Source organism: Oscillospiraceae bacterium, assembly GCA_035380125.1.
Classification (GTDB): domain Bacteria; phylum Bacillota; class Clostridia; order Oscillospirales; family JAKOTC01; genus DAOPZJ01.
Genome location: DAOSWV010000004.1, coordinates 66,024 through 80,662, shown reverse-complemented (window position 1 = coordinate 80,662; position 14,639 = coordinate 66,024). Strand labels below are relative to the sequence as shown.

Annotated in this window: 9 protein-coding genes; all 9 read right to left on the bottom strand. The window is 51.5% G+C overall.

Translation table 11 applies throughout. The annotated features are described in order from the left end of the window. Positions 1-54 precede the first annotated feature (54 nt). The 9 genes from PK629_02235 to PK629_02195 all read right to left on the bottom strand — a co-directional run bounded on the left by PK629_02235 (position 55) and on the right by PK629_02195 (position 14,625). Positions 55-2,379, bottom strand: a complete 2,325-nt coding sequence (locus tag PK629_02235; protein HOP10291.1) for a C1 family peptidase — start codon at positions 2,377-2,379, stop codon at positions 55-57. 93 nt (positions 2,380-2,472) lie between these two features. Continuing rightward, on the bottom strand, positions 2,473-8,328 hold the full coding sequence (locus tag PK629_02230; GenBank protein HOP10290.1) for a hypothetical protein: 5,856 nt from the start codon (positions 8,326-8,328) through the stop codon (positions 2,473-2,475). A 16-nt stretch (positions 8,329-8,344) separates the two neighbouring features. Further along, positions 8,345-9,319 carry a cohesin domain-containing protein gene (locus PK629_02225; protein HOP10289.1) on the bottom strand — a complete coding sequence of 325 codons (975 nt, stop codon included), beginning with the start codon at positions 9,317-9,319 and terminating at the stop codon, positions 8,345-8,347. Positions 9,320-9,540: 221 nt separating this feature from the next. Then, positions 9,541-10,455, bottom strand: a complete 915-nt coding sequence (gene fmt, locus PK629_02220; protein ID HOP10288.1) for a methionyl-tRNA formyltransferase — start codon at positions 10,453-10,455, stop codon at positions 9,541-9,543. A 163-nt stretch (positions 10,456-10,618) separates the two neighbouring features. Continuing rightward, complete coding sequence (def, locus tag PK629_02215) at positions 10,619-11,080, bottom strand: peptide deformylase (GenBank protein ID HOP10287.1); 462 nt, start codon at positions 11,078-11,080, stop codon at positions 10,619-10,621. A 29-nt stretch (positions 11,081-11,109) separates the two neighbouring features. After that, the gene (gene priA, locus PK629_02210; protein ID HOP10286.1) at positions 11,110-13,509 is read right to left on the bottom strand and encodes a primosomal protein N'; all 2,400 of its coding nucleotides are present in this window, start codon (positions 13,507-13,509) and stop codon (positions 11,110-11,112) included. Positions 13,510-13,521: 12 nt separating this feature from the next. Next, entirely contained in the window at positions 13,522-13,767 is a 246-nt protein-coding gene (locus PK629_02205; GenBank protein ID HOP10285.1) for a DNA-directed RNA polymerase subunit omega, read from the bottom strand. After that, on the bottom strand, positions 13,745-14,368 hold the full coding sequence (gene gmk / locus PK629_02200; GenBank protein ID HOP10284.1) for a guanylate kinase: 624 nt from the start codon (positions 14,366-14,368) through the stop codon (positions 13,745-13,747). The genes PK629_02205 and gmk overlap by 23 nt, the downstream gene beginning before the upstream one ends. Then, a complete protein-coding gene (locus PK629_02195; protein HOP10283.1) occupies positions 14,365-14,625 on the bottom strand; it encodes a DUF370 domain-containing protein in 261 nt (86 codons plus the stop codon). The genes gmk and PK629_02195 overlap by 4 nt, the downstream gene beginning before the upstream one ends. Between the last annotated feature and the right edge of the window lie 14 nt (positions 14,626-14,639).

Genomic DNA, 14,639 nt, shown 5'->3' with positions numbered 1-14,639 from the left:
TAACAACAGGCGCGGCAGAAAATCTGCCGCGCCTGTTTTATTCGTTGTTTTCGTTTAATTAAGCTCGATTGCAGGATTGGCCAATGCTTGTACTAATAGGACGATATCCGCCATATTGACCGAACCGTCACGTGTAATATCAATTGCGGCGAATTCATCAAGGGTATAAGAACCGACTTGTGCCAACCGTTGAATGAACGCCACGGCATCGGTGATATTCATAGAAACGTCTAAATTGAAGTCACCGGGAACCACTGCGGTCGCATTGCCGCTCCAAGGGCTGCTGGTCCATCCGGTTGTGCCGTTTTTATAATAAGTCGGAACGCCAATCGGACTGCCCGCCCCTATCGTGCCGGAAACCGCCGGCGCGTTGCCCATGAAATACACGAACTGGAGACTCGTGCATCCAGAGAACGCAGTTGAGGAGATGGAGGAGGGATTTCCTTCGAAATAAACGGTTTTGATTGCGGTATTCCCGCTGAACGCGGTTGAGGAGATAATCGACAGCGTATATCCGTCCAGTGTTTTCGGTACGGTTACCGAAGTGTCGGTTCCGGTATAAGCTGTAACAGTCGCAATTCCGTTGCTGACGGAAATTGTGAAATCCGCCGAAGTCGGATATGAGATGCCCGGTGCGTTTTCACGAGTAACCTTCATTCGAATGACCGCGTTGTTCAAATCCGCTTTGCTCACAGTAGTATCGTCCACAATGCTTTCACAGAGAGTTCTGGCCTCGGTAAATGCCGTCCACTGGTCTGCGGTTGCCGTACCCTGTGTACAGCCCTCGGTCTCGTCGAGTTGCTGTTGAACCAATGCCCTTGTGGCCGCATAGGTCGAATCGACGTCATCTGTCAATGCTTTGATCGGGAAGTTGCCGTCAAAATCAAAACCGCTGATGGATGCGGTCCCGTATGTATCAACCCAGGTGACTCCATCACCCCAAAAGCTGATTCCTGCGCTCGAATTTGTTCCCTCATCAAGAGTAGTTCCGACCAATTTCTCAGCGCCGAAATTAACTACACCATCGTAAATTGCCGAAGTGGATTTACATGAAATCACGATGGAATATTTGGTGCCGGCGGCAAGTGATATAGCCGAAGACAAATCCACCGTAAGGTAGCCGCCGTAATTGGAATGTCCCGAAACCGAAGCGGAAAGAGTACCTGCAGTCGGGTTTGTCACCGTTGTCGGCAAATTCTTATAAATTTTAATTGTATAATCAAATCCCGGTGTTCCGGAGGTGCCGTCGTAACTCTCCATACGGAAAGCCACCGCTTCGAGGGTGGACGCCGTGTTTGCAGTGAAGACATTGGCAAGATAAATTTCATCGCTGACTAAAGCAAGAGGGAAACCGGTGCGCTCATATTGATTGTAATTATCATAATTGTCATTGGTTGTACCGATAAAAGTCGTGAAATTGGTGATCGCATGATTATAATATGAAATCCAGAAGTAACCCCCATCACCCGAACTTGTCCCCCAGCTGTTCCGGCACAGCCAAGCGCCGTTTCCGGCCGGCGTTGTCACAAAGTTTGAAGCCGGATAATCATCATCCCAACCAACAAGAAGGACCGCATGTCCGCCACTGGAAGAATACGGGTCGTTGGAATAATCATAAGAAGGATTATAATATGTTGATTTAGATGCATTAAAACAATTCCAGTTTAACCAAAACGATAAATACATAGCGCCGTTTGCCACCAAACTGCTTTTCACCGCATCCGTATTATTTACGGGAATTTCATAGGCGCTTTTGACCCTGTAATAAGATTCTTTTCGTTGTGTCTCGGTGAAAAAACCAGTATTGGACGCGTTTGAATACAGTGCGTTTTCGTCCAGTTGCGCACCCTCGGCAGAACCCCAAAGCCCATACGCTGTGCTTGACCATCCGCCCGCATTGTATTTATCTATGCCTGTGTAAGATTTTCCGTCGTTATAGGTCGTACTGCCACTCACAGAATCTTTCGTATAAGCATACCAAGCCGTATGCAATTCGGAAAGGTCAATCGATGTGTCCGCAATACCCTGCATAATCAGATTGGATTCCAGAGCGCCCACCGAAGCAAAAGACCAGCAGGTACCGTAACTCCCCTGATTCTTTACCGATGTAACATAACTGACGCCTTCAACATTGCGCAAATCGAATGAGACGGGAAGCGCTCTGTCGCGGTTATCATTCTCAATCAAGCCTTTGTTTTCAATGACGTTTCCGTCTTCATCCAGCAGAACATAATCGTTCAAGCCCGTCGGACTTGTGCCGATATATTGATATGTAACTGCTCTTATGCCGGAATCCGTATCCTGAGCCGAAACGGGAATTCCGGTCAGCGTCAGTGAAAGCAGTGATACCGCAAGGAATAGAGCTATGAGCTTTTTCATATGTTTTCTCCACTTCTTACATTTTATGTAATTTGCCTTTAGACTGAATCGCCGCGCGGTTTTTAGCCGCGCGGCGTTTTGATTTGAACAATATTAATTCTTAATTCTTCTCTTTTCGATCACAACCAGTGCGATGCCCAAGAGGCCGAACAGGCCGATTGCAATTCCCGCGGCATTCGACGCGCCGCCCATACCCATGTTGGGTACCGAAGTGTCGCTGCCGGTGCTGACGGTCTGACTGCTTGTCTGCGAGACTGTAGAAGCTGTCGAACTCGGGCTGGACGTAACTGTAGACGGGACCGAATAGGTGTAGGAACTCGTCGGGCTCGAAGTCTGTCCGCCGCCCGTTTCTATCGCGGTAAATGCGATAAAGATTCGAATGTCGTATTTGCCTGCGACAAAGGTGAAGGTGTCATTTCCGATGGCCGTGAGTGTCACGCCGTTCGGCATGGAATCGAAGATCTCGGTCAGTTTATAACCCTCCGGCGCGATGACTTGAATGGTCGCCTGCGTTCCGATTTCCACGCGGCTCGGAACAATGACCGTGCCGGTGATTCCGTTGTAGAATTCATAGGTCACATTGACAGCGTCGGGTTGGGTCTGCATGGTGAGCGAAAGCGTCGTACTGTCATCGACTGTCTCACTGCCGGGAATCTTGGTGATGATTGTGTAGGTCTGGCCGGGCGTCAAGCCGCTGAACACGCCGTCAAACGTCTCGTCAGTCCAGGTCAGTCCGCCGTCGATGCTGTAGATTTGCCCCGGAACGACTTGAATCGTGATGGTTGTTTTGTCGAATCTCAGCACTTGCACCGGGACCGTCGTTCCGGGATTAACGGTCTTGCCGATCACTTTTCCCGCGCTTGCCACGCTACCGGTGTAATAGCTGCCCGTGTTGGACACATATTTCTCGACTGTCAGAGTCTTGCCGATCCAAGAAGCATCATCGATGGCGAAGGTCGAGTCGGTTCTGCCGACTACTTCCGTTCCGTCAAGGAACCAACGATAGCTCATATCGGCGTTTGCACCGCTCGGAAGCACACTGTCCGAAGCGGTGACCGTGGAGCCGTACCGAACCGTTCCGGTGATGGAGATCGTACCGCTGACCAGTTTCTTATCGGGTGTTACGCTTGCGGACGTAAGTGAACCGGTATAGTTGACATCGTCACCCGTCACGACCACACGGAGCAAAGTTGTGACTCCGCCGATAGAACCAATGTCATCCGCCGTCACCGTATAGGTGGGATTCGTTGCGCCGACGATGTTCTGCCAAGATCCCGTAGTAAGCGTGGAGCTTGTCGTCACGCCGGAGGTTCCCGTATAGCGCTGCCACTGATATGTCAGTGTGCCCTGAGAACCGCTCGGTGCGACGTTGGCGATAACTACGCTCAGTGTGTCACCATAAGAAGCACTGCCGGTGATGCTGATGCTGCCGGAGATGGTCTTCTTGGTAACTGTAGCTGTTTTTGCGGATACGACAGAGCCTGTATAATCACTGTCGGTTTCTGCGATTGCGGCAACATTTATTTGGCAACCGATATCATCAGTGGTGATCGTATAGGTTTGACTTGTCGCTCCGGGTATTAAATGAACTGTGCCGCCTCCGTCCATCCGAAACCATTGATAGGTCAGATGATACCGTGCGTAAAACGGTGAGATACCGGTAATGACCGCTGTCAGCGTATCGCCGTAGGAGGTTGAACCACTGATTGTGACCGTCCCGGTGATGGGCTGCTTGTCGGTCGTAACTATGAGCGGTTCGTCGCAGGCAGGACTGGCGTTATGCGTATCAGTCTCCTTGAGGCGCGCATACACATAGTAGGTGGTGTTGGGAGACGCCATCCATCCGGTGCTTATACCCCCGCCGTCAATCCAGTTCAGCGTACCGCCGAGTGTTTGTGTCGCTGCATATTGTTTGTCTAACGATGAAGCTATAGTAAAGCTATTATAAGTTTTACTGATCAGTACAGGTGTATCCGGAGCAGTCGCGTTTGCTTTTGCCACTGCGGCGGAACTGACCGCTGACAATGCTCCGGTGTAGTCACCGGATCCGGTAACTTCCACTTTGATATATTTCCCGACCTCGGAAGCACCGAGTGTCAGTGTCGATGAGGTGACGCCGATCGCCTCTGTGGCGGTCTCTGCGCTGTCTCCGCGATACCACGCATAGGTCAGTCCGGCTTGTGCGCCCGCCGGGAGCACGCCGCTGATATTGACCGACAAGGTCTCTCCATAAGTCAGTGTTCCGGTGATCGAAACCGATCCGGTGATTGTCTGTTTGAGTGTTGTGACAACCGTCGCATCACTGGACACGGATGCAAAATGCGTATCCGTTTCCGGAATGTAACAATAAATCGAGTGTTCGGTATTCGGGCTCAATCCTGTGAAGTCAAACGTGCCGTCCGATGTTCTGGTCGCACCCCAGCTGCCGCTGTCGATCTTGTATGCATATCCGGTGATGCCGGTAACGGTGATCGTGCTGTAGGTATTGGAAACTGCGGTCGGCGCAGCGGGTTTCTCCGGTCCGTCGGCTTTGGTGACAGTCGCCGTTGTGGCAGCTGTCGGTGTGCCGGTATAGTTGCCGGTGCCGATGATTGTGGCGCTGATCACAGTTCCGATATCGTCTTTGACAAGCGTATACTGCGTGTTGGCGAGGGTTGCGCCGTCACCGCGTTTGAGCTGAACGTCGTCACGGTACCAGATCACGTCGTAGGTCGCTCCCGCAGGTGTCAGTGAGCCTATGGTTATTGTAAGTTCTTCGTCGTATTTTGCGGAACCCGAGATGCCGATGGTAGCGGTGATGATCTCCTTACCGCCCTCAACAGCTAAACTGCGGGTGGTGCCGCGATAAGTCGCATTGGCGGAATCAACCGTGACTGCTACATAAAGCCATTTCCCGATATCATCCCCGATTACAACATAGGTTGCACTCGTTGCGCCTGTAATCGCTGTTCCGGTTCCGGTTTCGGTATCACTGCGATACCACTGATACCCGATATTGGTCCTGGCATCCGCCGGAATGGCGTCAAGCGCGGCGCTGATGGTGGTTCCGAAGGTCGGGCTGCCCGATACGGTCGGTTTCGCGGTGATGGTCTGTTTCACGATTGTCGTTGTGGTTGTGACAGAACCGCGATAACTTCCTGTTGCGCCGAGTGTTAATGTCAGGGTTTTGCCGACATCAGTTGAAGCCGGCGAATAGAGGGGACCCGTTGCTTTTACAGTTCCTTCCACTGACCAGGCATATGTAATACTCGTCCGAGGCATGCTGGACGGTATAATTCCAGAAGAATTCGCAAATACCACACTGCCCCATTCGGCACCGTCAGCGGCTTGATCCGCTATGATTGCCGTACCGCTGATGGTCTTTGCAAGAATCGTTATTGAATTTGATTGAATCGGTGTGGGTGTTGTATACGGGTTATCGTTTACAACAACTACAACATAGACGCTCTTTCCGAAATCGGACTCGGTCGTCACGTAAGAAGATCCGGTACCGGATTGAACCAGTGTTCCGCCGGAATACCAGCTATAGATGATATACGGAACCGCTGACTGCGGGTTAATGTTCGTGGTGTCTGCCGTCAGCGTCTTGCCCCATTCGGCATCTCCGCCGCCCGATACACTGATGGTCACGGTACCCGTCACCGGGTATTTGTCGGTTGTAACCTCGAGCGGTGTTGTGCAGGCAGCGCTGGCATAGTTCGTCTCGGTCTCTTTGACGCGTGTATAGATGTAATAGGTTGTATTGGGCGACAATTCCATCCAGCCGACGGTTGACATCGCGCCGTCTGTCCAATACAGCGCGCTGCCCTGGGTCTGTGTGATCGCGTATTGTTTATCCTGTGATGAATACACTTCGATATAGTCGTAGGACTTACTGCTCAATTCCGGCGTGGCGGGTGCGGCGGGACCGGCGGCCTTATCGACCACACCGGATTCCTCTTTGTTCAGTGCTGAATCCCACGAGTAACTGCCGCCGACAGTCAACGTGACTTTAAGCGTCTTTCCGATGTCCGCTTCAACCGGCGTATACTTGTTCGTATTTGCCCCGACAATTGCATCCGTATCTCTGTACCATTGATAAATCAACGACGACTCCGCCTCAATGACATCTGTGGTTCCGGTTGCCGTCTCTTCAATGCCGTAAACCCAAGAATCCGGACTTACCGAAAGGGCGCTGTTATCCAGCCGCCATTGTGCGGTGGTTACATTAAGCGTCTGTTCCACCGTACCGGCGTTTTGTGTAGAGGTAGCCGTGAACCGAGTTGTGATCACATAATCCGTCACGGGTTTCAACCAATCCGTGAGGTATGTTGCAAATTGCTTGGTGGTTCCGGTATAAGAAGCCCAATCACTCACCGTTACGCCACCTTGCGTAATCTTATATTCCTGATTTTCTTGTATGCTGATTACCAATCCGCCGATATTTACATATTCATTGGAATTGACGGAAGGTGTGACCGGTGTTGCAGTATTGTTGGCTTTTGCAACCGTTGCGGTTGCCGAAGAATAAACCGCACCTGTGAAGCCCCAACTATAATCGGTGAAATTATCCACCGCGCTGATACCGAGCGTCAGGGTGTGACCGATATCTGCCTCAACCACGGTATAGCTCGAACCCGTACCGACGACATTCGCCGCAGTGACGCTGTCGCGATACCAAGTATATACCGCCGTGCTGAGACCGTGGTCTTTAAAATCGGCATCCAGTACGCTTGTATACGCCCCCAGCGTTTCGCCATATGCGGGTGTCGTATCGTCAATTCCCAGTGTTCCGCTTGCCGAGAGCTGGGGTCTCATTGTTGCGGAAGAGGCGCTTGCGTCAGATGCTAACGTGGTGGTCGTTTCTGCCACACGCGCATAGAAGACATAGCTGAACGAATTATCAAGACTGTTAAACGTCGGGCTGTCCTGCCAGGTGCCCTCGGTGCCCATTTTAAATTGGCAGTCTGAATTAGTCAGCGTATCATCAGAGATGCCGATGGTGATCGAATCGGTCGTACGGGAGACCAGAACCGGCACCGGGACGGTGCCCGTATAAGCCGCTCTGACCGCTTTGACCTCGCTTGAAGACGCCGGCGTTGCGGTGAAATTCCCGGTTGCTCCGATGGTAACGGAGAGGATGCAGCCATCGTTGCTGGCTGCAATATCGGTATCTGTCGCCGCGATATCATCAGCAGTCGGCGAATAGGTTGCACTTGTGGCGCCTGTGATCGCTGCGCCGTCTCTGTACCACTGATAGGTGAAAGAACTGATTTGATCCTCGGTATAAGTCGTTAAATTGCCGTCGCGTCCGTCGGTAATATTGAGTGCGCTGGCGCCGAGTGTGGTGCCGTACACCGCTTCGCCGCTGCCGTTCAGACCCGTGATGGACGCAGTATAGGTAATCGGAATCGGGTTGATGGTCAGCGAACCGCTGACCAAATCGGTCGGGACATCGTCAAGCGCAGCATTGGTCATATTCCCCTCATAAGTCCCAGTGATGGGGAACGACATAGTAATTGGATATACACCCGCCGGCGCATTATCGGCAATGGTGAAAGTTATTTTGACAAGCCATGCCGTGTTGTCTGTCGTTGTTGTATAAGAAATATTTGTGTCATTTGCCCAAACCAATGTGAGATTTGTCAAATTTGTATTGACAACGGCAAGATTTGCGGTTTTGAAGCCATTACTGACATTCCAGGTAATCCCCGTACTCGTATCGCAGGTCATCACTGTCGGGTCAAACCCGATGTTGAATCTTGAACCCGCAATCAAATACTCCGAATTCTCGGGCAAACTCACTGTAACCGTGATTTGCCGTGCAGCCGAATCAGCGTCGTAATCGATGCTGTGAGACGATACTGTCAGCGCCGGGTTGGTACTGGCGTTCACTGCAATTACAGCTGCCATACTCACAACGAGCAATGCACCCAGAACGATGATCAGTAACTTTTTCGCTTTTAACATTTTTGGCACCTCTCTGTTATTTCACTTGTGTTTTGTTTCTTCTGATGATGAAAACGATTAAAACGGCTGCCGCTCCTGCGGCGATAATCAGAACCGCAATGAAAAGGATATCGGGGGTTTTCCTGTCGGGAGACTGCGTCGGGATTTGTTCCCCCGAGGATTGGGACAGTGTGGGATAAGAATTTATGCTTTCTGTTCCGGGTGATTGTGTTTGACTGTTTTCGCCGGAACTGCTCTGAACCGTGCCGGAAACGGATTGAGAGGACTGCAGTGTTATACTGTTTTCTGAAGCTGCACTCGTATAATCCGGAACAGGCACCTGACTATTCACTTCAATCAACGGTGTGCTTGTCCCCGTTGAAATCGTTGAAGATGAAGGTATGCTTGAAACCGCAGAAGCTGAGGAAGAGGCCGAAACGGGAGATGCGCTCTGTATCTGACTGCCGGTGTTTTCCGACGAGACCGGTTGCGAAGGTTCGGACTGTATCGAAACCGTCTGAACCGATGCGGTCATTCCATTGGCTTCGCAGGAGATGGATTTTGGATCACCGTCGACAATACTGACAATATCGGCAGGATCATAGGTAATCGTGATCGGATACTGCCCGTCTTTGACGGTTCCGATCACCGAGAAGGTTGCGCTGCACAGTTCTCCGTTTCCGGTATAATTCGTTCCGTTGGCCCACACTACATTCAATTGGGTGGTGGCGGTTTCGTGGTTATCGATATACAATCCGTCCGAAATCTTACAGACGGTCTGCACCGGTTTAAGTACCGTGTTGTCATAGTTCATCGTGAACCGAAAACCCGCGATGCCGGGGTTATTTGTAATCGAAAAAACCACTATTATGGTCTTCCCGTCCGCCGAAGGTTTGAGCTCAGCGCTCAGGGTCGGAGAAGCGGCGGATATGGATAATGTAAGCAAAGACACTAATAAAGCAGAGAGAATGCAGCATATGTAAACGATACCGTAACGTCTCTGCGAATGCATGCAATTTCTCCTTCCCCGCTAATTTTCCGTATGTGAATATTATATCGCATCTTGTCAGTATGTGTCAACAAAAAAATCAAATTTTACCTTGTCATTCATATTGACCGCTCCATCTCGAGTAAGGTCAACCGCAGCAAACGCCAACGCAATAAACATTACGACATCTGTTAAAAGCGGGCGCATATCAAATGATATACGCCCATCGTTTTCTATTATATAATTCAATTATCAACACGCACAAAGCGATGTCCGTTATAATAAGCCGCGCCTGTCATCGGTTTTTTGCCCTCGGGGCAAATTTCGTCCAATCGTACCGCGCCCGTCCCGCAATACAGATATAATGCACCGTCTTTAATTGTCACTGTACCAGCAGTGCCGTTCATATCGCCGATGAAAGCGGTTTTCAGCAATTTGACCCGCCGACCGCCCACCGAGAAAAAAACACTCGGCGACGGTGAAAGACCGCGCGCAAGATTGTGAATTTCAAGAGCGGGTTTAGAAGGATCCAGCTTTCCGAGTTCTTTTTTAATCATCGGTGCATAGGTCGCCTCTGCATGATTTTGCGGTGTTCTCGGAAGCGGTCCCTTTTCGAGGTCGTGCAGGGTTTTTGCCAATAAATCCGCACCGATCACGGCCAACCGCCCGCGCAGTTCAAAGGCGGTCTCATTTTCGCCGATTTCGGTCTCAACTTTATCAATCATATCGCCGTCATCCATACCCTCGGCCATATACATCGTCGTCAGACCCGTCTTATTCTCGCCGTTGATCACCGCCCATTCAATCGGTGCGGCGCCGCGGTATTTGGGCAGCAGCGAGCCGTGCAGATTGATACAGCCCATCGGCGGAATGCTCAGTATATCAAGCGGCAGAATTTTACCGTAAGCGACGACCACAATCACATCGGGTTTCAATCCCCGAACCAGTTCCGCAGATTCGAGCGTGCGCATGGAAGCGGGCTGATAAACGGGAATGCCGTGTTTTTGCGCAGTGACTTTGACCGGCGTCGGCAGCAGTTCATAACCCCTTCCCTTCGGCTTGTCCGTCTGCGAAATCACAGCTGCAACCTCAAATTCAGCGGCCAGCTTTTCCAGCGAAACCGCAGCGAATTCAGGTGTGCCCATGAATAGAATCTTCATACAATCTGCCTCTAAAAACAATTTATAGGGAGCGACGACTCGGCGCTCCGTCCCCGCCGTGCGGAATCCATGCGATGGGGACAATCCATGCGATGGGGACAATCCATGCGATGGGGACAACGCGGGCGAACGCAGCAGGCCGTTGCCTGTATCGCCCCCTACATTATTTTACGTCATTTTCTAGCCACTCGACGACGCGTTCTTTAAACAGAATGCCGTTCAAATGGTCGTTTTCGTGGCAGAAGGCTTTGGCCATCAAATCCTCACCGGTAAACTCAAATTCATTACCCTTAAGGTCGAATGCCTTTCCGACGATCTTCTGCGGACGCACAGTAACACCCCAGAGCCCCGGGCAGGAAAGGCACCCCTCCGCCGTGCGCTGGTCTCCTTCGCGGCTGATGATCTCGGGATTGATAAACTCTTTGATCTCTTCACCGGTGTTGATGATGAAAACACGCTTTAAAACGCCGACCTGCGGAGCGGCAAGCCCGACGCCGTTTTCGGCGGTCAAGGTATCGCGCATGTCCCCCACCAGCGTTGCAAGACGTTCATCGAATTTCTCAACCGGCCTGCAGACCTTTTTCAACATCTCGTCGCCGTCTATAACGATTTTTCTGATTGCCATGTTATTCCCTCATTCCGAAATTAGTTTTCTTAATAATACTGCTCGGGATTCATATCCGCAAACGCGGTGATATTGTCGCGCTTATGCGCGTTTGAAAAATCTTTGAGCGCCTGCCCGATTAAATCCCGAAAACCCTTTGTATTCCGGCACTTCAAAGTCAGGCGATAGCGATATCGATTGGCCGCGCGTGCCGTCTGTGCGGGTGCCGGACCGTATGCACGCACCGGAAACTCGGTTCCGACAGTCTTTTCCTTGACCAATTCCAAGAATTCATCGGCGGCCTTGGCGGTTTCTTTTTCGTTTTCTCCGCTCACACCGATCAGGCAGATATCGCAAAACGGCGGATGAAGCAGCTGGCGGCGAAGTTCGATTTCGTCGTTATAAAAAGCCTCATAGTCCTGATTGCGGGCATATTCGAAAATCCGATTTTCAGGCAGGTAGGTCTGGATGATCGCCTCACCGCTGTACTTTCCCCTTCCGCAACGCCCGACAACCTGCGTCAGCAGTGAAAAAGTCCGTTCCGCGCCTTTGTAATCGCCCGAGAAAAGCCCCTGCTCGGCATTCAATACCCCGACCAGCGTCACGTTTTCGAAGTCAATGCCCTTGGCCACCATCTGTGTGCCGATCAGAATGTCATATTCCCCGTTTTTAAAGTTGGTAAACAACTTATCGTGGGCGTCCCGTGTCACAGTGGTGTCGGTGTCCATGCGCAGCACCGAGGCCTCGGGGAGAAGCTGTGCCAGTTCGGTCTCGACTTTCTGAATGCCACTGCCCAAGAACCGCATCCGTTTGCCATCGCATTTTGAACAGCGCATCTCCGCGGTGCTGTAGCCGCAGACGTGGCACATCAGACGCCCGTTGGCGATGTGGTAATTCAGGGCGACACTGCAGTGCGGACACTTGATTACCTCACCGCAGTCGTAACAGATCACGATGGTATCATGACCCCGCCGGTTTAATAATAACACCGATTGCCGTCCATTGTCACGCGTATTTTTCAACGCGTTCAGCAATGTTTCTCCCAAAACACCGCCCGGCGCTACCGGAGACTCGTCCCGCATGTCAATGAGTTTCACCGACGGCAATCTTGCGCCCGCATATCTTGCGCCGAGTTTGACCAATGCGATTTTCCCGTTTTGCGCTGCATGCCAAGTGCGGATTGAGGGCGTTGCCGAAGACCGTAAAAACAAGGCACCGTGGGTTTTTGCACGCATTGCGGCGACCTCTCCGGCATCATAACGCGGGCTGCTCTCTGATTTATAGGCGCTCTCCTGCTCCTCATCCATCGAGATTAAACCGATGTTTTCGAGCGGTGCAAAAATCGCGGAGCGGGTTCCAATCACGAGATCTGCATCGCCGTTTTTGATGCGGCGGTATTCGTCGAGCCGAACCCCCTCGGAAAGACCGCTGTGCAGCACCGCCACCCGTTTTCCGAAGCAGCCGGTAAATAATTTTGTAAACTGCGGCGTCAATAAAATCTCGGGCACCATCAGCAGCGCCGATCTGCCCTCGGAAAGTGTTTTTTGCACCAGCTTCAAAATGACCATCGTCTTGCCGCTGCCGGTCACGCCGAATAACAGTGCGTTTGAGCCGGGAGCAAGCGCCGAAAGGGTCTCATATGCCGCCTGTTGGTCTTTGTTCAGGATAAGAGAGTCCGGGTCAATCCGTTCGGCGGATTCATAGGATTCCCGATAGCATAACTGCTCGTTGGCAATAACAGCGTTTTTACTGATCAGCGTATTGATCGTGGCGTTGGAAGCGCCGGTGTAATAGCTGACCTGCTTTGCAGCGCTTTCCCCATTCTCTTCGAGATATTTCAAAACCGCCGCTTGCTTGGGGGACTGTCGTTTGGGTTTCTCCGGTCCGAGTGATAACAGTTTTACTGTCTTGTCCCCGACTTTACGCGCCGTCTTTACGCTGCTTTCAAGCAGTCCTTCGCGTACCATGATCTCCAATATCTCAGAACCGACACCGGTCTCTTTTTTCAGCTTTTGAGCGCTGACGGGTTTATCACCCAGATATAACAAAACAGACCTCTGCGGTTCGTCGAAGGACTGCGGATCCCGGTCTGTCGTCTTTTGATATGTAATTTTGTCGAGAAATCCGAGGCCCGACGGCAGCATCAGCTTGATCGCGTCGTAAATCGGACAAAATGTACGCTCCGCCACCCGGACGGCAAGTTCCAACTGTTCCCCTGTCAAAACCGGTTTCGGGTCGATTAGCGCCTTGACGGGTTTGAGTTCCTTTGCTTCGTTTTCGGAGACGATTTCAAGGATCATCGCCGCCTTTTCGGCATTGCCCTTCCCGAATCCGACCTTCACCCTGCATCCCGGTTTAACAGACGAAAATTCCGGCGGCAGCAAATAGTCAAAGACCCGGTCGTAACTATAAAGCAGCCCCGCAACCGCGACTTTTGCAATCGACGGCACAGTTACATCTCCTTAATGGAAGGATATTTCCGTGTAATCGTCGTCTGAGGTCTCGTTTTTCTCTCTGTTGACCGTGACGATTTTAAATCTGCCCTCGATGAGTTCTGTCATCGCTGTTTTGACCGGTTTTTCGGTCAGAATCTCTTTCTCCTCCGCCGCCTGTTCGGCGATCTCACGGGCGCGCTTTGCGACGCCGATCACCGTAGAATAACGGCTCTTTGAGTATTTTTCCGGATCAAATGAAATGATTTTTGACATCGTCTTTTACCTCGTTCATAAAATCGATATTTTCGTTCATCGCGGCGTGCCGGGCGGAAATGATGTCCGCCAACTGCTTGGCCGCATTGTCTGCGTCGTCATTGATGATTAAATAATCATAGATCTTTTTTGCGGTTTCTATTTCGGTTTGGGCTACGGCAAGGCGTCTTTTAATGGTCTGTTCATCCTCGGTGCCGCGTCGCCTCAGCCGTGCGGCAAGAATGGCCGCACTTGGCGGAAACGTAAAGGCCAAAACCGCGTTGGGAAACCGTTTTTTCACATTTTGTCCGCCCTCGACCTCAATTTTTAAAATCACGTCGTCTCCTGCGGCGGTGATGCGATTGATCTCGCTGTAAAGTGTTCCGTAGTAATTGCCCGCATATTCGGTATATTCAAGCAGTTCGCCGTCTTTAATCGCTTTTTCAAATCGTTCGCGCGTAAAAAAGTAATAGTCTATGCCGTCTTTTTCGCAGGCTCTGATCGGACGCGTGGTGGCCGATATGGTCTTTTTTGCAGTGCCGAACTTGAAATACCGTTCCAGCATGGTATCTTTGCCGCTGCCGGCAGGACCGGAGAGGACGAGGATAAGCCCTTTGCTCATTTCTCGTCCTCCTTATGATTATCCGTGTCGGCAATACGGCCTGCGATGGTCTCCGGCTGGAGTGCCGAGGCGATCACATAGCCGCTGTCGGTGAGGATGATCGCCTTGGTCTTGCGCCCATAGGTCGTATCGACCAGCCGACCCTCCGCCTTGGCGTCCTGTGCCAGACGTTTGACCGGTTGTGTGTCGAATCCGGCGATCGATACGATGCGCTCGGCGACCACAAGATTTCCGAATCCGACGTTTATCAGTTTCACCGGATCGACACTCC